Source organism: Lysinibacillus sp. TE18511 (assembly GCF_054062295.1).
In genome coordinates, this window is sequence record NZ_JBSSFD010000007.1 from 94635 (window position 1) to 114147 (window position 19513).

Below are 19513 nucleotides of genomic sequence, written 5' to 3' on the forward strand. Positions count from 1 at the left end.
GTACTAACGAAAAAACTGTCCTAACAGCTAACACTCGCTTCGGGACAGTTTTCGCTTTATATCTCTATCTTTCTCGGCTGTTCAAACCCTACTTCTAGCGGATAAAATTGAACATGCCCTGTTTCTTCATCAAACTTCCGGTTATGCTGAATCCCTTGTACTTCTGCTAGTACGACATCAGCAGTAATAACAATATTCCCGCTTTTAATAAAATGCCCACCTGACACAGTTCCCCACTGATCACTTAATCTCTTAAAAACAGCAACTGTTTACAACAATATTGCGGTACCGTTAAAGCTTCTTGGCTATAACGCAACAGAAGTAAAAAACCGCGTTGTCAAATATGCAGAAATTGTTGGCTTAACAGAGAAATTGGATAGCTATCCTAGTCAGCTTTCAGGTGGTCAAAAGCAGCGTGTCGCTATTGCACGTGCCCTTGCCCAAGAGCCTGAGATTTTACTCAGTGATGAAGCAACAAGCGCACTCGATCCCGAAACAACTGACGCCATTCTTGAACTTCTCTTGAAAATTAATCGTGAGCTTGGCATCACTATTTTACTCATTACGCATGAAATGAATGTTATTCAAAAAATTTGCGATGATGTATCCGTTCTTGAATCAGGGAAGGTTGTAGAATATGGCTCTGCTATAGAGCTATTTTCGAAACCTCAGCATCCAACGACACGAAAATTTTTAAATACCATTTCCCAACGTAATTTATCTCCTTCCCTTATCGAGCAATTAAATGTTTCCGGAAGTGTTATTCGTCTAACATTCCTTGGTGAAAGTACAGGGAAACCATTACTTGCAGAAGTGAGCAAAGTTTATGATGTACAACCAAATATTTTAACAGCTAATATTATCGAATTAAAAAACGGCATTGTCGGAAATATTGTTGTGCATTTACACGGTGAGGTTCATATCGTTGAAAAAGCACTTAAGTATTTTACAGAAAACGGAGTAAGCGTTGAGGAATTAGGAGGCGAATTAAATGAATAGCATTCAAAGCTTCTTTACAGATTGGTCAGACGTTATTGGCAAATCTATTATCGAAACATTCCAAATGGTCGGAATATCTTTATTCTTCTCTATTATAATTGGGATTCCGTTAGGGCTTTTAATCGTTTTAACTCGCCCGGGGCAATCGTTTGAAAATAAATTTCTATACCAATTTTTCAATTTAATTATTAACATTATTCGATCTGTACCGTTCATTATTCTACTATTTTTCATTTTACCGTTCACGAAGCTAATCGTTGGCACAACTATTGGTGTAAAGGGTGTTATTGTGCCACTTGTTGTTTATACAGCGCCTTATATTGCTCGACTTATGGAAACAGCACTTTTAGAAGTAGACCCAGGTGTTGTGGAAGCTTATACAGCAATGGGTATTAAACGTCGTCATATTATTTGGAACGTCTTATTACGTGAAGCTCGCCCATCCATTATTTTAGGCTTAACGATTGCCACTATTGGTCTTATTGGTGCAACAGCTATGGCAGGAATGGTTGGTGCCGGTGGTTTAGGTGATCTGGCATACCGTTATGGTCATCTACGCTATGAGGTCGATGTGATGTATGCGACAGTGTTTATCTTAATCATCCTTGTTCAGAGTATTCAATCAATAGGCAACCGCTTTGCCGCAAAACTAAAAAAAGATTAGGAGGGGGATGACGATGACAAATGAAATTTATGTAGAGAAAAATGGCTATATTGCTACATTGGTGTTAAATCGCCCTGATAAACGCAATTCTTTATCGAGAGATATGTTTCAATCCATCTTAGATCATCTTGAAGATTTACGTACGGATTCTTCTATTAAAGTATTAATTGTTCGTGGCGTAAATGAAGTTGCCTTTTCTTCCGGTGCTGATATTACCGAGTTTTTAGATATTCGTTATGCTGCTGACAATGCAAAAGCCTATAATGATTTAGCATTAAAAGCCATTGATGCCGTTTATAAATTTCCACACCCTACAATTGCTATGATTCAAGGATTAGCTATTGGCGGTGGCTTAGAGCTAGCCAATGCTTGTGATTTCCGACTAGCAACACCGAAAAGTAAGCTTGGCATTACTGCTGCCAATATCGGTATCGTCTACAATCTTGAAAGTACAAAACGTCTTATAAATATCGTGGGTGTTGCGAAGGCAAAGGAAATTTTATATACAGCAAATATTTTCACAGCGGAAGAAGGAAAAAATATTGGTTTGATTACCGCTTTACATGAGCCCGAAGATATTGAAAAAGAAACACTTCAGTTCGCAAATCATTTATTAAGTAAATCATCTGTTGCCAATGCTGGCATCAAAAAAATTATTCAAGCAATTGTTGACGGCGACAACGAAGAAAGCGACGAGCTAGCCCAAATCATTCTTGATTCATTTAGCTCTGATGATTATAACGAAGGCATTCAAGCATTTTTACATAAAAGAACGCCTATTTTCAATAAGTAAGCGAGGTAGGAACGATGACAAACAATACAGATGGCGATTTACTTTTAAAAAATATAAATGCTCAAGCCCCCTTCCCTATTTGCTTTACAGATTTAGAAAAGGCTGTGGCAGAAAAAATTGAAACTGGCCCATTTGGTTACATACGATCAGGTGCTGGCGGTGAACAAACATTACATAATAATCGTGCAGCTTTTGAAAAACACTCGATTATTCCACGCTTTTTACATGATGTTTCAAATATTGATACATCCATTAAGCTGTTTGGTAAAACACATCCTACTCCGTTCTTATTTGCTCCGGTTGGCATGAATAGAATGGCGCATGACGAGGGAGAGCTTGCAGTTGTACGTGCAGCTGAACAATTAAAAATCCCGTATATTCAAAGTACAGTTTCAAGCTATGCACTTGAAGGTGTCGCACAAGCGGCACCCGCAGCTACAAAATGGTTTCAATTATATTGGTCCACAAATGAGGACATTGCCTATAGTATGGCCGATCGAGCCGAGGCTGCTGGTTTCGAGGCTATTGTTTTAACTGTCGATACTGTTATGCTCGGTTGGCGTGAGGAAGATGTTCGCAATCAATTTTCTCCGTTAAAGCTTGGATATGCCCGAGGAAACTATATGAATGACCCTGTTTTTACAGCTTCCTTGCCAGACAATTCATTCGAGTCGTATGTACAAGGCGTTTTGCAAAATGTTTTCCATCCAACATTAAATTGGGAAAATGTACGCGAATTAAAGCGCCGTTCCAACCTCCCTATTTTATTGAAGGGCATTTTACATCCTGGAGATGCAGAGCTAGCTATAGAAAACAACATTGACGGCATTATTGTGTCAAACCACGGTGGTCGTCAATTAGATGGTGTGATTGCCTCACTTGATGCACTCCCCGCAATAGTGAAAACAGTAAACGGCCGAATTCCTGTTATTTTAGATAGTGGTGTTTATCGTGGCATGGATGCCCTCAAGGCACTCGCTTTAGGCGCGGATGCTGTTGCTATTGGTCGTCTTTTCGTCTACGGACTTGCACTAGACGGTCAGCAAGGAGTCGAAAAAGTAATGACAAATTTATATGATGAATTTAAAGTTTCTATCGCTTTAGCGGGTGCAACATCAGTAAAGGGACTACGTAATATCACAATTGTGAAAAAAGATGGAGTCGATGATCAATGAAACAAGCATTAGCAGGCTTAAAAGTAGTTGATTTATCGCAAGTGCTTGCTGGCCCTTATTGCACGATGGTGTTAGCGGATATGGGCGCTGAAGTGATCAAAATCGAAAAATACCCAAACGGGGACGATACGCGCACAATGGGCCCTTTCATCAATGAAGAAAGCCATATGTATATGATGGTTAATCGCAATAAAAAAGGGGTTTGTCTAAATTTAAAAACTACCGAAGGGTTGGCATTATTCAAAGAGCTTATACAATCTGTGGATGTTCTGGTAGAAAACTATCGACCTGGTGTTACAAAAAAACTTGGCATTGATTATGACACATTAAAAGAAATTAATCCTGAGCTTATTTATTGCTCCATTTCCGGTTATGGCCAAACAGGTCCATATAGTCAAAAAGGCGGCTACGATATTATGGCGCAAGGGCTTAGTGGCTTAATGCATATGACTGGCGAAGCTGATGGGAGACCAGTAAAGGTTGGCTTTGCAGTGAACGATATTGCAGCCGCACAAACTGCTTTACAGTCTATTTTGATGGCTTATATTTATAAACTTCGTAGTGGCAAGGGACAATACATCGACGTGTCACTTGTCGAGTCCGGGCTTGCTTGGACTGTTTGGGAGGCAGCCGCTTATTTTGGAAAGGGCGAGCTTCCTGATCGTACAGGTACTGCTCATCGTGTATCCGCTCCGTATCAAGGTTTTAAAACACAAGACGACTATATTTTAATTGGAGCTGGCAATCAAAAGCTGTGGGAGATTTTTGCCACGAAAGTCGTGACTCGACCAGACTGGTTAGATGATCCACGCTTTGCAACAAACTACTTACGTGCTCAAAATGTGAAAGCACTCGAAGCAGCAATCGAAAGCGAATTGATACAGCATAAAGCGACTCATTGGCTACAACTATTAGATGAACATGGTATACCTTCTAGTCCAATTTATTCGTACGATCAAACATTGAATGATCCGCACATTTTAGAGCGTGGTATGGTACTTGCCTATGAACATCCAGTTGCCGGTCCAATGCGCACACTTGGCTTCCCTGCAAAGTTTTCACAGACACCAGGTCAGCTAACCAATGTTGCTCCTACATTAGGACAACATAATGAAGAAATTTTAAAATCATTACATGTGACTGATGAACGCATCAAACAGCTAAAAGAAGCGAAAGCCATTCACTCGAAGTAAAGCTACCAATTATTTTGGGATGAAATTTTTTGTTGCTTTGACGGTGGCTACTCGTCGCTTCGGCGGTAGCTTCCGTCGTTTTGGCGGTGGCTTCCGTCGTTTTGGCTTTTTTTCCTTCGTTCTGTCGGGGCTATCCACGATTTTGAGGGTTCTATCCACGACTTTGAGGGTTCTATCCACGACTTTGACTATTCTATCCGTCACTTCGACTCTTCCTTCCGTCGCTTTGGCTCTTCTTTCCGTCGCTTCAACTTTCCTATCCGTCGCTCTGCTTTCTTTCCGTCACTTCGACCTTTCTATCCGTCGCTCTGACGATTCTATCCGTCGCTTCAACTTTCCTATCCGTCACTTCGACCTTTCTATCCGTCACTTCGACTCTTCCTTCCGTCGCTCTGCTTTCTTTCCGTCTCTTCGACCTTTCTATCCGTCACTTCGACTCTTCCTTCCGTCGCTTTGACCTTTCTATCCGTCGCTCTGGCGATTCTTTCCGTCGCTCTGCTTTCTTTCCGTCACTTCGACTCTTCTTTCCGTCACTTCGACCTTTCTATCCGTCGCTTTAACTTTCCATCCGTCGCTCTGCTTTCTTTCCGTCACTTCGACCTTTCTATCCGTCACTTCGCCTCTTCCTTCCGTCGCTCTGGCGATTCTTTCCGTCGCTTCAACTTTCCTATCCGTCGCTCTGCTTTCTTTCCGTCACTTCGACCTTTCTATCCGTCGCTCTGGCGATTCTTTCCGTCACTTCGGCTCTTCTTTCCGTCGCTTTGTCGGGGCTATCCACGATTTTGGCTGCTCTATCCACGACTTTGATGGTTCTATCCACGACTTTGACGGTTCTATCCGTCACTTCGACTCTTCCTTCCGTCGCTTTGGCTCTTCTTTCCGTCGCTTTGGCTCTTCTTTCCGTCACTTCGACCTTTCTATCCGTCGCTCTGCTTTCTTTCCGTCTCTTCGACCTTTCTATCCGTCACTTCGCCTCTTCCTTCCGTCGCTTTGACCTTTCTATCCGTCGCTCTGGCGATTCTTTCCGTCGCTTCAACTTTCCTATCCGTCGCTCTGCTTTCTTTCCGTCACTTCGACCTTTCTATCCGTCGCTCTGACTCTTCTTTCCGTCGCTTCAACTTTCCTATCCGTCGCTCTGCTTTCTTTCCGTCACTTCGACCTTTCTATCCGTCGCTCTGGCGATTCTTTCCGTCGCTTCAACTTTCCTATCCGTCGCTCTGCTTTCTTTCCATCTCTTCGACCTTTCTATCCGTCGCTTTAGCTCTTCTTTCCGTCGCTTCAAATTTTCTATCCGTCGCTTTAGCCACTCAATCCATCTCAACCTCAAAAAAGGGCTACCTCGATTGAGGCAGCCCTTTTATTATTGAATTACGCCAAGCTCACGGCCAACCTTTTCATAGATGGCTAGCGCATCATCCAGCATTTCTTTTGTATGCGCCGCTGTAGGCATATTACGAACACGACCTGTGCCTTTTGGGACCGTTGGGAAAACGATTGATTTCGCATAGACACCCTCTTCAAATAAGCGATGTGAAAATTCCTGCGTAAGCTTTTCATCGCCAATAATACATGGTGTAATCGGCGTTTCAGATTCACCAATATTAAAGCCTAACTTAGCAAGACCCGCTTTTAAATAGTTGCCATTTTCCCAAAGCTTATCATGTAGCTCTGTCGAGTCAAGCAGCATTTGCACTGCCGCTGTAATCGCTGCAACATCGCCTGGTGGTAATGCTGTTGAGAATAAAAATGGACGTGAACGCACTCGCAACCAGTCAATTAAATTCTTCTTACCAGCTACATATCCACCCACAACGCCAATTGCTTTAGACAGTGTACCAATTTGGAAGTCGATTTCTTTTTCTAAACCGAAATGCTTCACTGTACCCTTCCCTTTACCAGTTACACCTGAGCCATGTGCATCATCGACATACGTAATTAAATCAAACTCTTTCGCAATCTCAACGATTTCTGGTAATTTTGCAATATCACCATCCATTGAGAATACGCCATCCGTAATGACCATGACTTTATTGTATAAGCCCGATTCTTTTGCTTCCTTTGCCTTTGCACGTAAATCGTCCATATCCGAGTGATTATAGGGGATAATTTTCGCACGTGATAAACGACAGCCATCAATAATAGATGCATGGTTTAATTGGTCTGAAAGAATCGCATCATTTTTATCCATAACAGCTGAAATAGCTGCCATATTACAGTTAAAACCTGATTGGTAAGAGATCGCCGCTTCTGTTCCTTTAAATTCAGCAAGCTTTTCCTCCAATTTCACGTGTAAATCGAGTGTACCGTTAATCGTGCGAACTGCTCCCGCTCCCACACCGTATGTCTCAATTGTTTCTTTGGCAATACGCTTTAATTCTTCATTCGTTGCTAAGCCCAGGTAATTATTTGAAGATAGATTGATTAGATTTTTGCCACGTACCTGAATGATCGGTCCGTTCGCTCCTTCTACTGGGTCAATTTCATTGTATAAGCCTTGATTGTGTAAGGCTTGTAGGTTTTCATCTAAAAATGCATTCAATACTTTTGACAAGCGTATCATCCTTTCCTAGGAAAACTGTTCTAGCTCCTAGTGTAGCACAAGCACGCTATTAGAAAAATTACTTTGTTAATCTTTCGAATAGTGGGGCAGTTCTTTCTTTCCAAAGAGATGACGATACACAATTATCTAATAATCGACGAACGGTATACTCTGCTTCCGCATAACGCTTCGAATAACCCATTGCATCCTGAATGGCTTCTTTATACTTTGCCTGAATATCTTCGATTTTAGCTTCCGCTTCCTGTGAAAGTGCGCAATGTTTCCCGATATCAAAGATTTCATCCCCTAATCTTCCGTCCTGTGGGTCAAAGACATGTGGCTCTGTACTATCAAAGATACACAAATTTAATTCCGGGATAATGACCATGTCAACAGATCCAGCATCTAAGCCACACCAAACAATTTGTGCATCTAGCCCTCTCTCATTTGCTTCATCTGCTATTCCCTTCATTAAAGAAGATTTACCTGTCCCTGGCTTACCTTTAATCATTAATCTTCGAGCTAAATTTTTTGTTATGCTTTCCACTGTATTTTCTGCACCCCTTGGTGTTAATGTTCCAAGTAAGCGATGTGTGCGCATTCCTGTTTTATTTAATTCGATTGATTGAAAAACATCAGTCTTTAACATTTCAACTTGGTCATTTAATGCCTGCCAGTTCATACAGCTCTGTGTAACGATCTCCCAATCATCATGAATCTTTATAGCTTTATTAAGCATCGAAATACACTTCTCATGCCATAATTCTCGTTCGTTCATTGCATCAGCAAGTTGTTCGCCAATCTTTTCAAGCTGGATTTCTTCTAAACAATCATAAAATGACATCACGCGATGCTTCGTTCCAAGAAAAATTGGTTCAATACCCCATTCCGATGACCATACAAATAGTCGGTTACACCCTTGAACATACACCGCCTCAACAATATTCTCTAGTAAAGCATGTTTAAACCATTCTACTGCGAAGCCCTGCTTGACATAAAAATAACCAAGCTCTTTCAGAAGCTCTGATCCTTTAAACGTCGGCGCCCCCTGCAAAATATAAACTAATTCCGCCTCATCCATCATTTCTTTATATAAATGTTTAATTCCTTGCCCAGTCAGTGCGTGTCCAAAATAATAGGTCACATTTCCGTTCAATATCGCTCCCCCTTTACCTTATGCCTTGCATTATATGAAGTAGCTTTTAAAAAAATGAAAAGCTACTTCTATCTTTCACAGATAAAAGTAGCTTCCTATTTAATAGAACGGCTTCATTTCCTCGACATTGCCAATACACTTCATTAATACCTTCCGACAATAAGGTAAAGAATATTGCACAATATAGCCTGATGTTAAAGCAATGATTACCGTACCGAGGCCAACAGGACCACCAAGTAACCAGCCAAAAATAGTGACAAGCACCTCAATACCCATTCGCGCTGTTTTAATCGTCCCGCCAAACTTTTCAACAAGAATCATCATTAATGTATCCCGTGGTCCTGCTCCCATATTCGGTGCAATATACATACCACAGCCAAAGCTTAAAACAAATAAACCTACTACAAAATACGCTACCTGTAAGCCATAACTATTTGTGGACGGTATTAACCAATTAAAGACATCTATAAATGACCCGATCAGTAGCATATTAAGCCATGTCCCTACCTTTGGCCATTCTCGCAAAACAATTGAGGTAGATACTACAATGAAAAGCCCAGTTAAAATAGACCAAGTACCGATTGATAAACCAAAGTTCTGAAATAAACCTACATGCAACACATCCCAAGGACTTGTTCCTACGATTTTCCCTTTAATGGACATAGTAATGCCGAGTGACATAACCATTAAGCCTCCAATAAAAAACGTCCAACGCCACCCCATAATCTTCCGCACGGCATATCCCTCACTTATGTATACTATTGCTCTAACTTTACCATATTTTCTATAAAAATCGAGATATGTGTCTCAGCGCCCCCACTAAAAACATCCACGAAAATGTGTTTACCAGTGAATGGGTTATACCTTCTCTGGGCGAATTATAGATAGCAGAGCAGTTCCCCTTTAGCCGATCGGATTGTCAGCATACCTGAGCAGTTCCGCCCTTAGCTGAGTAGTTCCCACCTTAGCCGAGCGGATTGTCCCTATTAAATCCAAATAAAAAAACTACCACAAATCATTCCTGGGTAGTTGAAATTGGTGCAAGCTTTGCTTTCGTCACAGCGACTAAATCATCTAATTGTAGATGGACTTGCATGCCGACTTTTCCTGCACTAACAATAATACTTCCTTGTTCTTGAGCCGATGCATCAATAACTGTCGGGTAAAGCTTCTTCATCCCGACTGGAGAGCATCCGCCTCGTACATAGCCTGTATAGCCAAGTAATTCTTTAACAGCAAGCATTTCGATTTTCTTCTCACCAACGACTTTGGCCGATGCTTTTAAATCAAGCTCTTCAGCCACAGGAATAACAAAGACAAAAAGCTTTTGTGCACTTGCCTTTGCTACTAGTGTTTTAAAAACGCGAGAAACCGGATGTCCAATTTTTTCCGCAACTGAAATTCCATCAACCTGACCGTCGCTAGTCTCGTATTCAATTACTTCAAATTGTATTTTTTGCTGCTCCAACAATCTGATAGCATTTGTCTTTGCATGCTTTGCCTTCGCCATGTTAACAATCTCCCATCTCTAACACTAGGCTATCATAGAGAACATCGAATCAGTTCCTGGATGATACCCATTTTTCGCCATTTGAATATGAGCGGCATATTTTTCAGTAGCATTTTTAAAAATTCGCGCCTTAAATGCCTCCCCATCACTCTTATCGAAAATTGTATCTGTAAATGGATCTAATTTCAATTCCTTCGAAAAACGTTCTGGTACCTTGACGTCCATTACTTCCCCCGCAAAAGCAGGCTCATGATGATCTAGTTCACTTTCATCTACCTCATGACCATGTAACTGTGCCTGCATACGCTGTATGTGAGCATTTGCATTTACCGCTACTTGTATAGCCTGTGGTGATGGCTGTGCTGGTGCTAACGCTGCATTACGCACTTGCTCTAGAATTAGTAACGTGTCACTAGCATTCGTTTCAACTACTGTAGCTCCTTCTTCATCTACATGTTCTAGCTGTGAATTAGAAGATGATTCAAGGGCATCACTATTTACAGCCTTATGTGCTTGTTCATGAGCAAGCACATCCTTTTTCGTTTGCTGCAAATCTTGAATGATTGCTTGCTGTTGAGGGGTAACTTCTTTTGCTTCCTCTTTTTGTTGTTCGTAGAGATCTTGATCTGCGTGCCCTAGTAGTAAATTTTCTAGCTCAAGCAATAACGGATTTTTCTTTGGCTGAAAATACAGTGCGTTTTTTCGATATGCATCACTTGCTTCTTTTCTCTGTAACATCTTTTTACGATTATAGGGTAATGAAATTCTTTCTTGTTCTATTAAACTTGATAGTTTCATATAATTCACCTCGGCTTTCTAATTTAATATGCAAGATAAATAAAAAATATGATTATATCCTCTATTTACTATACATAGATAATCTAAACAGTTTATGTATACTCATTATCGGAATTTTCCCAATTAAATTCAAGAGCAAATTGCTACTAACCTCCTAAAGAAATAATTAACTTTCAAACAAGCAAGTATAAAGACCTTAATAATAACCTGTTTTTATCCATTAATTACTTAAATGTGGCTCATCACCATAAATTGAGTCTGGCATTTGATCAATGTTTAATTTCAACAACCTAAATAGTGTTACTGTAGCACACAAAAAAACAGCCCTTGGACATTTTATTAAAAGTCAAGAGTTAAAGTAATACACTTATTACATCAGTATTCTTTATGAAATGTGCAACATTATAATGAGTTATTTTTAAGCTGAACTATTTTTTCAATTAGTTCAGCTTTTATTTGTGATTTTAATTATTTTGGGCATTCGTAATAAGTGGTAGATTGCCCATTAATTTTCTTTTTCTTACTAAACAATTCGAATTGTTTAGTATTACTTCATTCGGTATATTTATTTTCAGTAATAGAATAGTGGTAAATTTCAATATCTGAATCAATGAAACCTCTTCTTTTCGCTCCATGCAGTGTTTGATACATATTCTCTCTACCAACAGGATTGTCCGTATGGATATATATTTTGTTTGCCCGTAACCCTTTTTCACAAATATATTTTACTAAGTCATAACCTGTTGGCAATAGATTACCTTTTAGATCTTCTCCTAAATCATGGTCAAGAGAAAGTATATCTACTTCGTGATTTTCAAGTAAGTGAATTGCTTCTTGAAACGTTCTTGCCACGACAAAACCAATAGGACAATCTCTTAAATCATCCACATATACATTAATCATAATATTAATTCCTTTCTCCACAATATGTTCAAATGCGTAGTGAAATATAATTTTTAAAAATTAGTTTCCACTACTTGTTATGAATAGCCATTATTTTTTGTACCTTGTTCAACTAACAGGGCAGTTTAGTGTTTACATTCCAAAGAATAATTTAAAGATTTCAGGGGAAAATACTCATTAATTAAATCTCTATCAAAGGAGTGTTCGATGAAGAAAATACTGTTATTATTCTCTTTTGTTCTTATTAGTATCTATATTAATAACCATCAAGTGGTTGCGGAAAAACCCCCGAATGAGAACTTATACAAAAATGCTTTGTTAACATTAAGTTCAGGAAATCTTGATGCCCAAAGTGAACAGCCTGATTATAAGCTTATTTATGATACTTTGATTACAACACTATTCCCCTCCATATCTAAAGAAATTGATAATTATTATGGCTATCCCAAACAATTTGAGGATGCTAAAATTCTGAGTATTACAAGGGTGCATGAGGGCAGTTTTGATTTTAATGCAAAAGTCCAAGTCACAACATTTGAACACGCACATGACCCTCCTTATGGTAAGGAAACAATGACTTTTAATATAAGTCCTTTTGGGGTTAAAACCATTAACTTTCAACATGAGGGCGATAAATTAGAAAAGGAAATAAATGAATTTTATAAAGCAACACTTTCAGATATAAAACAGTCTTTTAATTTGGATTTAGGGTCTTACTCTTCTTACACATACAATCAATTGCAATACCAAGCAGAAATAAATAATGATTTTAAATCTCTTTTTAATATTGCAGAAGAAGTAGTAACCAACATATTGTTTCCTGAAAGAAAGATACCCAACAAAAATGTTATTGACCCTGTAACCTTTATAAAAGACAACACAGGTTATATGCTCTTTAAAAAGTCTGATGGGACAAATGTAATTTATAAAGTACAAAAGAAAGATGGTAAATGGATAGTAACAGATAAAAATAGTAAACAAGGTAAGAAAATGGATTATGAAATACCATGGTATGTATGGAATAAAATTAAGCCTTCTGACTAATTCAGTAAGGCTTTTTTAATAATATAAAATGAGTGTGTATGGTTTCAGTTTGTAGTATTTGAAGTGTGCTTTCAAACTGAATTTTTCAGCGTAATTGAAAGATATCATGTCCTAAACCTTATTCAATTTAAGACTTGTTATAAACAATCTAACAAGAATACATTGATACTTCCATAATTATCTATTTAAACTGCTCAAAATAATTAGCAACCCATCGCTTCTGATTTTCCGCAACGTATTGTTCAACCGATATCAGCCTATTCACCAACTCTTCTTTTGTAAGCTGCATATACTTATTTTTAGCATTGTTTATATCACGTTCGGGGGAAATCCCTCTTAATGTTACCTCATCAAATTTAGAGGGCAGCACAGGCTTTTTACGAGTATTCTTCACTTTGTACGTTCTGCTATGCTGTTTATAATATGCATGTAGTTCCTCATTACGCTTAATCGTATTCACATGGATGCCTTTTCCGTTGTCGTCAAAAGATTTGGAATGCTCGCTAATGTTGTGATAGGTTACTGGAATTCCTTGAGCTACAAGAAAATCAATAGTTTGTTTACCGATAGAGACAGAACGCTTCTTACGTTGCTGATGTACTTTATCAAGCCAGTGATGTTTATCTAAATGGATTCCTTTTGGTGATTGGTTCATAGCTACGTTCCTCTCTATATTGCTTAATTAAATCAATCTCTTTCAATTCAATCTTCGCTTGCTTTGCCATCTCTTTCGCTTTTCGAACTTCGACCTCTAATCCCAATTGTTTAAATCGTCTTTCCATATCTTTTGATAATTGAATGACTTCTAATAATTCATCCTCTTGGTCTGGTTCGGGTATTTTTGCTTTGCAGCCTAAACACTGCATTTTAGTGGGACAAACATAATCTGTGACACAAGTACCACCCAATACTTTATTGAATACACCAACTTTTTCTGCGTGGACATCGAATTCTTTTTGTAACTCTTGTGGACTTCTTAAATATACATCATCAATGTCTACATAACTTGAAATGACATCATGTAGCTCACTTACTGATTCTGCAATTTGTGTAGGTGTGGGAGCTGAATAATACCCTGTTACATTTAGATCCTTCTGATGTAGCATTTTTGCGACAATATCAATCGGCATTTTTTGACGTTGAACAGCTTCTGTCGCAAAGGCATGACGTAATAGGTGTGTTTTTACAGTTACAGCTTTTCCGTTCTGCCTCTCAAATAATAAGCCTTGAAGTAAAAATCGAATGGAACTATGTAAAGCAAATTGGTTTAATGCTTTACCTGCATATTGAAAATAAAAAGGCAGAGGTATAGTGAATAAGTGCTTTCTTTCATCTCTGTATGGGACACTTGGAATTTTGTCATCGCTATAATGTGCTTTTAACATCCTCAATACCGTTTGAATATGTTCCATCGTTTGTTTACTTAAATAAAACTCTTCTAATGAATCTCTTCCTTTTGGAATAGCTTTATAGGAATAATGTAGCTTGTTGTTCATTTTCTTTACCTCAATACATTCTTTTGTATTATTAATTTGTAGTAATTCGTTCATTCTTGCACCTGTTGTTGTTAAAATGTCGATGGCTAATAGACCAAATGTACAAGCCACATAAAATGGTTCTACATCTATTAATAAGCCTTCTGCTTTGTTCATGTGTAAAGTGATAAATGTTGAAGGTGTTAGTATGCCTTTATGCTTTGAGAAAAACGGTAGTGGTTTTTGCCCAGTTTCATTCTCGTATCCCCATAAAGATAAAAAATTTAAAATCTTCTCATGTTCTTCAATGGGTCTGTTTCTTGACCAATTCCCTAAAACATTCTGCTCAATTAATTCATTAAACCAAAGACCTTCTGGTACTGAATCACTCTCTATTGATTCAGCACGAATAAACTCAAGGAAATAGGCATTATTTTCATCAGAATAAGTCGATTTTTTTTGTGTCGCCTGCTTTATAATAAAATCTGAAAAATCCTTTTGATGGTTCAGTACAAAGGAAGGTTTATCCCATAAGCGAAAATAAAATACTTCTCCAATACGTTTTGGTTCTTCATAAGAAAATTCAATCGGTAATGATAGTGAATCAGCCTCTATAACTTTTAATTGTTGATGAAATGCATCTCTCAATCTCTTCATTTGATTCCATCGTAGATTGGCTTCTGCACGTATTGTTGAAAGATGTGGCACAATAGCATCTGTTTCATCCTTACGAGTGTTTTGAGCTTGTTCTATGGCTAATTTAGTAAAGGAAAACTCTTTACTATCATATGAACAGGGTGGTAATAAAAACTTGTTATAATATTGCTGTTCACCTGAAGGAAGGTTATTATTAATCCACTTTTTAGTAGAGTATTCCGAGGAATTATATTTTCTTAGTAAATCCATTTTCATATTGTGCGAAGAATTGATACAAATATCACCTTTCAAATATTTATCTAAATGGACATTTGGTTCGAAATCTGAAAATGAAGTAATGTTACATTCCCTAAAAATGTCTTTGAATCTTGGGTGGAGGGTTTTCACTCTAATAAGTATAGTTCGTATGTCATAATTCTTAGCTATTCCAATTAATGCAATAAGCAAGAGTTGATTTTTCCAATCGAAAGTTAAGCAGTTGTTATACAAATATTTAAGCACCCGTTCATCCAATTGATCAATTAAAAATTCACCACTATTATTTTGTAAACACATTAATCGCGTATCCATTTGTCCAAGCATTTTATCGTACCATTCTGTTTTAGGTCTTACCTGCGTTGTTTCATTCAAATTTATTCCAACCCTTCTAACAATTCTTTTAAATCTTCATCAAAGTTTTCGGTAATAGATGGTTCAATAACTTCTAATTTTAGTTTTGATTTCTTCGAAGATTGCAGTTGCTTCATATAGCCCTTTTCGTTTTGCTGCATTTGCTCCAACATATTCTCATGAGCTTCTCGATGTTTCGTTTCATCAAAATGATGCTCATACACATTCATCGTCTCTGGATTTTTCCACTTCATATATTTAATCAGCTCGTTTTTTCGTTGCTGAATTTCTGTTTCATTTTGTGCAACGTTATAAATCTCTCGTAATCGAGAAGTAACAAACCAGTGTCTAGCTTTATGAGGATTTAAACTTAGTTCATTACTCTTCATTGCCCGATTCCAGTGGTAGTACCAAGCGTGATAAGTAAGAGGTGTTCTGTTTGCTGATAAAAAGATAGGGGCATCATCAGGTAATTGTTCGAAATTTAAATGATTTTCGTCAAAGGATTTTCTTTCAGTATCTATGTAGTGAAACAATCTTTTCACCGTATCTTTGCTAACACGTATAAACTTGATTTTTCTACCATGACTTCCTTTATTGAAGGTGATAAATTCTTGATGATTTTTACGTTTGCGGTAATCCCCAATTGTTAACTCAATAATTTCTGACGCCCTTGCCCCTGTTTCAAATAACATACGAGCTATCACCATTTCACGAAGAGACCAACTTGCTTTTTTACCAGCTTGATATATTTGATAGGGTAAATCTATATCATCAATAATCTGAGGTTTCCATTCTTCATTAATAATTTTAAAATAGGAATCTGTTAATCTTCGATGAGGAATAGTTTCTTCTGTACCTGCAATTGAAGGCATTCTTGGCTTATCTTCTCGAACACCCTTTATCTCTTCTTTGTAGCTATGTAGGATAGTCTGACTATCTATGAATGGATTCCTATACGGATACTGTTTTAAACGAATCATCGCCTTATAAAAAGATTTTAATGCTGACAAAAAACGACTTATCGTATTAGGGCTTTTACTCGTTAAATTTATAAAGCGAAACGTGTCTTTATCACGAATCTTACACTTCATTTCATGCATCAAGTAATCTTCAACCACCACACGTATTTTTTCTTCTGAATCATTCCATTGCACGTTGTTTCCTTGATAGTTACTTTCTTTCTCTAACCATTTAAAAAATGGAAGTAGACAATTCAAATAGGATATAGCAGAACTTTTGTCTATTCTTCCTAAACAGTCATGGTAGTAATCTGTTAAAGGTAGAAAGGGTTGATTTTCTTTAAATACAAGTAGCTCATACTTACTTTCGATATGCTTTGGACAATACTCAAACCAATACATTATTAGCCTCCTTGAAAAGAACGAATGTTCCTATGTTAATATCCTTCTTAGTCATTGTAAAGTGTTTAACCTTTTAACAAATCTAAATGAGAAAGATAGCCAAAATAAAAAGCACACCACTAAAATTTACATTTAGTAATGTGCATTTTCATTAAATGTGTAACATTATAAGTGAAACACTATTAAATAAGACTTCATGTACAATTACTTGTACTTAATCTTACAGAGCAAGGACTGTTTCTATCTATTATTTTTAGGTTTAATAAGGATACTTTTATAGGCTAAATAGCCAAGCCATGCTCCAAGCGTATTTAAAATCAAATCATCAATATCTGCTGACCCAACTCTAAAAATAAATTGTACAGTTTCTACCGCTAGGCTGGAGAAAAACCCTACACATATAATTGACCAAGCTTTACGGAACCTTTTCGATAATAATGGTAGTAAAAAGCCCATCGGAGTAAATATTAATAAATTGCCGAGTAAATTGATAATAATGATGTCCAGATTAAAATACTGGGAGTAATTTATATAACGAAGAATTGTTTCAAAGGGAACAAAATTTGTTGTTAATCGCCAATCACTATAATCAAAAAGCCCTAATTCTACAAAAGTATATTCGCCCTTGACTAATATAATGAAAACATTCACTAGACGATCAATGACCAATTTATAAAAAGCTATAGTTGAATAGATACTAAAAAATATCCAACCTGCTATCTTTAATGGTAGATAATATGTATCTATCAATGCACGATAAGGTAATGGTAGCTTGGCATCACCTTGCACATTTGATATGTTATTTTTTTGCATGCCTATACCACCTACTTCCCTTTATCCTCCTCATATTTTAATATGCACTACCTCCTCATGCAATAGCTAACAATATATTTATATTCCAACACGTCCATTTGCATTCTCTATACAGTAAAAAGCTGCCTCACCGAGACAGCTTTTTTATAAATGGCTTTATACTGGATTTACTCCATGCTTGCGTTCTGAGAATAATAAGTACTTCGACATATAAAGCTCTAAACGTGATTCAAGTGCTTTTCTTAAATCATTTGGCTCAATAACATCATCAATGATAAGCTCTGAAGCTAGACGATAGACATCGATTTCCTCTTGATATTCCTTGCGTTTCTCTGCAATAAAGCTTGCCTGCTCTTCTTTTGGAAGTTCAGCAATTTTATTTGCGTAAACTGCATTGACTGCAGCTTCAGGGCCCATTACGGCAATTTGTGCGTTGGATAGCGCAATACAGCAGTCTGGCTCAAAAGCAGGACCTGCCATTGCATACAGCCCTGCACCATATGCTTTACGAACAATAACCGTTAATTTAGGAACAGTCGCCTCGCTCATCGCAAAAATCATTTTCGCACCATGGCGTATAATCCCAGCTTTTTCAACTTGCGTACCGATCATAAACCCTGGTACATCTGCAAGGAAAAGAAGCGGTATATTAAACGCATCACAAAGTGAAATAAACTTTGCCGCTTTATCGGCTGAATCGTGGAACAAGACGCCTCCCTTTACACGAGGTTGGTTGGCGATAATTCCAACAGATTGCCCGTTAATACGTCCAAGCCCTGTAATTAATTCTGGAGCAAATAATTTTTTCACTTCACAAAACGAATCTTCATCAATAATACGGTCAATTAACTTATACATATCAAATGGAACGTTTTGATTTTTAGGTATTAGTTCTTCAATGGACTTATCAAATGAAGCTGGTGGCTTTGGTGCCTCAACCTTACTTCGCTCTGAATAGTTACTCGGGAAATAACCTAAATATTTACGAGCATAAGTAATAGCTTCCTGCTCCGTCTTCGCGAGCACATCTCCGCAACCAGAAACGGAACAATGCATTTTCGCTCCGCCCATTGTTTCCAAATCTACCTTCTCTCCAATCACCATTTCCGCCATACGTGGAGATCCTAAATACATGGATGCGTTACCCTCTACCATTACTACGATATCGCAGAATGCAGGGATATATGCACCACCTGCAGCTGATGGTCCAAACAATAAGCATATTTGAGGGATTTTACCTGAAAGCTTTACCTGATTATAGAAAATACGCCCTGCTCCTCTTCGACCAGGGAACATTTCTAATTGATCTGTAATACGTGCACCTGCTGAATCGACTAGATACAATAACGGGCAATTTAGCTTTTCTGCTGTTTCTTGAATACGAATCATTTTTTCTACTGTACGTTTACCCCAAGAGCCAGCTTTAATCGTCGAATCGTTTGCTAAAACACAAACAGTACGACCATGGATTTTACCGATTCCTGTTACTACGCCATCTGCCGGTAAATCGCCAGCTAAGCAGTTTGCATACAGACCATCCTCTGATTGAAGTCCATCATCTAATAATAATTCGAGTCGTTCACGCACAAATAGCTTCCCTTGTTGTGCGTTTTTATCGTGATATTTTGGCAAACCACCTGCTAAAATTTGGTCCTTCATTGTTTTAGTCGTATTTTCTGTCGATACATTGCTCATAGTTAATTCCTCCTTTTTGCCCAATCGGTTACGCTTTTGCATAATTACATTGGCACTTCGTTGTACTTTGCTTTCGTACAAGAATTATCAATACGCTTGGATATTCTTTACCTTGATTTAGTTGCT

The 19513-nt window shown here is 37.9% G+C and carries 22 protein-coding genes; 10 read left to right on the plus strand and 12 right to left on the minus strand.

The features are described 5' to 3' along the window. Window positions 1-56: 56 nt before the first annotated feature. A complete protein-coding gene (locus tag ACVWXS_RS07670; RefSeq protein ID WP_456957346.1) occupies window positions 57-227 on the minus strand; it encodes a hypothetical protein in 171 nt (56 codons plus the stop codon). A gap of 52 nt (window positions 228-279) precedes the next feature. On the opposite strand from ACVWXS_RS07670, the gene ACVWXS_RS07675 reads away from it, so the two are divergent. The 9 genes from ACVWXS_RS07675 to ACVWXS_RS07715 are packed head-to-tail and all read left to right on the plus strand — an operon-like array spanning window position 280 to window position 6171. Further along, entirely contained in the window at window positions 280-999 is a 720-nt protein-coding gene (locus ACVWXS_RS07675; RefSeq protein WP_456957433.1) for a methionine ABC transporter ATP-binding protein, read from the plus strand. After that, the gene (locus tag ACVWXS_RS07680; protein WP_456957348.1) at window positions 992-1663 is read left to right on the plus strand and encodes a methionine ABC transporter permease; all 672 of its coding nucleotides are present in this window, start codon (window positions 992-994) and stop codon (window positions 1661-1663) included. The genes ACVWXS_RS07675 and ACVWXS_RS07680 overlap by 8 nt, the downstream gene beginning before the upstream one ends. 13 nt (window positions 1664-1676) lie before the next feature. Next, complete coding sequence (locus tag ACVWXS_RS07685; protein ID WP_456957350.1) at window positions 1677-2456, plus strand: enoyl-CoA hydratase/isomerase family protein; 780 nt, start codon at window positions 1677-1679, stop codon at window positions 2454-2456. Between the two features lie 14 nt (window positions 2457-2470). Next, complete coding sequence (locus ACVWXS_RS07690; RefSeq protein ID WP_456957352.1) at window positions 2471-3631, plus strand: alpha-hydroxy acid oxidase; 1161 nt, start codon at window positions 2471-2473, stop codon at window positions 3629-3631. Further along, on the plus strand, window positions 3628-4824 hold the full coding sequence (locus ACVWXS_RS07695; RefSeq protein ID WP_456957354.1) for a CaiB/BaiF CoA transferase family protein: 1197 nt from the start codon (window positions 3628-3630) through the stop codon (window positions 4822-4824). The genes ACVWXS_RS07690 and ACVWXS_RS07695 overlap by 4 nt, the downstream gene beginning before the upstream one ends. 19 nt (window positions 4825-4843) lie before the next feature. After that, complete coding sequence (locus ACVWXS_RS07700) at window positions 4844-5281, plus strand: hypothetical protein (protein WP_456957356.1); 438 nt, start codon at window positions 4844-4846, stop codon at window positions 5279-5281. After that, entirely contained in the window at window positions 5278-5631 is a 354-nt protein-coding gene (locus ACVWXS_RS07705; protein ID WP_456957358.1) for a hypothetical protein, read from the plus strand. Before ACVWXS_RS07700 ends, ACVWXS_RS07705 begins: the two co-directional genes overlap by 4 nt. Next, window positions 5607-5921, plus strand: coding sequence for a hypothetical protein (locus ACVWXS_RS07710; protein ID WP_456957360.1), 315 nt, complete (start codon window positions 5607-5609; stop codon window positions 5919-5921). Before ACVWXS_RS07705 ends, ACVWXS_RS07710 begins: the two co-directional genes overlap by 25 nt. Continuing rightward, window positions 5815-6171 carry a hypothetical protein gene (locus ACVWXS_RS07715; RefSeq protein WP_456957362.1) on the plus strand — a complete coding sequence of 119 codons (357 nt, stop codon included), beginning with the start codon at window positions 5815-5817 and terminating at the stop codon, window positions 6169-6171. The genes ACVWXS_RS07710 and ACVWXS_RS07715 overlap by 107 nt, the downstream gene beginning before the upstream one ends. Window positions 6172-6184: 13 nt before the next feature. Here ACVWXS_RS07715 and ACVWXS_RS07720 read toward each other — a convergent pair whose 3' ends face one another. The 6 genes from ACVWXS_RS07720 to ACVWXS_RS07745 form a co-directional block, all read right to left on the minus strand. Then, window positions 6185-7384 carry a glycine C-acetyltransferase gene (locus tag ACVWXS_RS07720; RefSeq protein WP_456957364.1) on the minus strand — a complete coding sequence of 400 codons (1200 nt, stop codon included), beginning with the start codon at window positions 7382-7384 and terminating at the stop codon, window positions 6185-6187. A gap of 58 nt (window positions 7385-7442) precedes the next feature. Next, window positions 7443-8519, minus strand: coding sequence for a nucleotide kinase (locus ACVWXS_RS07725; RefSeq protein ID WP_456957366.1), 1077 nt, complete (start codon window positions 8517-8519; stop codon window positions 7443-7445). 99 nt (window positions 8520-8618) lie between these two features. Next, on the minus strand, window positions 8619-9254 hold the full coding sequence (locus ACVWXS_RS07730; RefSeq protein ID WP_368636073.1) for a YczE/YyaS/YitT family protein: 636 nt from the start codon (window positions 9252-9254) through the stop codon (window positions 8619-8621). A 280-nt stretch (window positions 9255-9534) separates the two neighbouring features. Then, the gene (gene ybaK / locus ACVWXS_RS07735) at window positions 9535-10029 is read right to left on the minus strand and encodes a Cys-tRNA(Pro) deacylase (RefSeq protein ID WP_456957369.1); all 495 of its coding nucleotides are present in this window, start codon (window positions 10027-10029) and stop codon (window positions 9535-9537) included. A 24-nt stretch (window positions 10030-10053) separates the two neighbouring features. Beyond that, entirely contained in the window at window positions 10054-10827 is a 774-nt protein-coding gene (locus ACVWXS_RS07740) for a hypothetical protein (protein WP_456957371.1), read from the minus strand. A gap of 552 nt (window positions 10828-11379) precedes the next feature. Further along, window positions 11380-11730 (minus strand): cyclic-phosphate processing receiver domain-containing protein, encoded by a 351-nt coding sequence (locus ACVWXS_RS07745; protein WP_456957372.1) that lies wholly within the window; start codon window positions 11728-11730, stop codon window positions 11380-11382. 207 nt (window positions 11731-11937) lie between these two features. On the opposite strand from ACVWXS_RS07745, the gene ACVWXS_RS07750 reads away from it, so the two are divergent. Further along, window positions 11938-12774, plus strand: a complete 837-nt coding sequence (locus tag ACVWXS_RS07750) for a DUF3888 domain-containing protein (RefSeq protein WP_456957374.1) — start codon at window positions 11938-11940, stop codon at window positions 12772-12774. Between the two features lie 181 nt (window positions 12775-12955). On the opposite strand, the gene ACVWXS_RS07755 is transcribed toward ACVWXS_RS07750, so the two are convergent. From ACVWXS_RS07755 to ACVWXS_RS07775, 5 genes are all read right to left on the minus strand, one after another. Continuing rightward, a complete protein-coding gene (locus ACVWXS_RS07755; RefSeq protein WP_456957376.1) occupies window positions 12956-13429 on the minus strand; it encodes a hypothetical protein in 474 nt (157 codons plus the stop codon). Further along, window positions 13395-15536, minus strand: a complete 2142-nt coding sequence (locus ACVWXS_RS07760; RefSeq protein ID WP_456957378.1) for a site-specific integrase — start codon at window positions 15534-15536, stop codon at window positions 13395-13397. Before ACVWXS_RS07760 ends, ACVWXS_RS07755 begins: the two co-directional genes overlap by 35 nt. A gap of 2 nt (window positions 15537-15538) precedes the next feature. Next, the gene (locus ACVWXS_RS07765) at window positions 15539-16879 is read right to left on the minus strand and encodes a tyrosine-type recombinase/integrase (RefSeq protein WP_456957380.1); all 1341 of its coding nucleotides are present in this window, start codon (window positions 16877-16879) and stop codon (window positions 15539-15541) included. A gap of 240 nt (window positions 16880-17119) precedes the next feature. Then, on the minus strand, window positions 17120-17692 hold the full coding sequence (locus ACVWXS_RS07770; protein ID WP_456957382.1) for a VanZ family protein: 573 nt from the start codon (window positions 17690-17692) through the stop codon (window positions 17120-17122). Window positions 17693-17848: 156 nt separating this feature from the next. Beyond that, a complete protein-coding gene (locus tag ACVWXS_RS07775) occupies window positions 17849-19387 on the minus strand; it encodes an acyl-CoA carboxylase subunit beta (RefSeq protein ID WP_456957384.1) in 1539 nt (512 codons plus the stop codon). Window positions 19388-19513 lie beyond the last annotated feature (126 nt).

What these genes read in the sequence shown, in the direction of transcription:
- ACVWXS_RS07695 (WP_456957354.1), top strand. Translation starts at nt 3,628, where the DNA reads ATGAAACAAGCATTAGCAGGCTTAAAAGTAGTTGATTTATCGCAAGTG.
- ACVWXS_RS07765 (WP_456957380.1), bottom strand. Translation starts at nt 16,879, where the DNA reads ATGTATTGGTTTGAGTATTGTCCAAAGCATATCGAAAGTAAGTATGAG.
- ACVWXS_RS07775 (WP_456957384.1), bottom strand. Translation starts at nt 19,387, where the DNA reads ATGAGCAATGTATCGACAGAAAATACGACTAAAACAATGAAGGACCAA.
- ACVWXS_RS07700 (WP_456957356.1), top strand. Translation starts at nt 4,844, where the DNA reads ATGAAATTTTTTGTTGCTTTGACGGTGGCTACTCGTCGCTTCGGCGGT.
- ACVWXS_RS07745 (WP_456957372.1), bottom strand. Translation starts at nt 11,730, where the DNA reads ATGATTAATGTATATGTGGATGATTTAAGAGATTGTCCTATTGGTTTT.
- ACVWXS_RS07755 (WP_456957376.1), bottom strand. Translation starts at nt 13,429, where the DNA reads ATGAACCAATCACCAAAAGGAATCCATTTAGATAAACATCACTGGCTT.
- ACVWXS_RS07690 (WP_456957352.1), top strand. Translation starts at nt 2,471, where the DNA reads ATGACAAACAATACAGATGGCGATTTACTTTTAAAAAATATAAATGCT.
- ACVWXS_RS07685 (WP_456957350.1), top strand. Translation starts at nt 1,677, where the DNA reads ATGACAAATGAAATTTATGTAGAGAAAAATGGCTATATTGCTACATTG.
- ybaK (WP_456957369.1), bottom strand. Translation starts at nt 10,029, where the DNA reads ATGGCGAAGGCAAAGCATGCAAAGACAAATGCTATCAGATTGTTGGAG.
- ACVWXS_RS07720 (WP_456957364.1), bottom strand. Translation starts at nt 7,384, where the DNA reads ATGATACGCTTGTCAAAAGTATTGAATGCATTTTTAGATGAAAACCTA.
- ACVWXS_RS07740 (WP_456957371.1), bottom strand. Translation starts at nt 10,827, where the DNA reads ATGAAACTATCAAGTTTAATAGAACAAGAAAGAATTTCATTACCCTAT.
- ACVWXS_RS07680 (WP_456957348.1), top strand. Translation starts at nt 992, where the DNA reads ATGAATAGCATTCAAAGCTTCTTTACAGATTGGTCAGACGTTATTGGC.
- ACVWXS_RS07770 (WP_456957382.1), bottom strand. Translation starts at nt 17,692, where the DNA reads ATGCAAAAAAATAACATATCAAATGTGCAAGGTGATGCCAAGCTACCA.
- ACVWXS_RS07750 (WP_456957374.1), top strand. Translation starts at nt 11,938, where the DNA reads ATGAAGAAAATACTGTTATTATTCTCTTTTGTTCTTATTAGTATCTAT.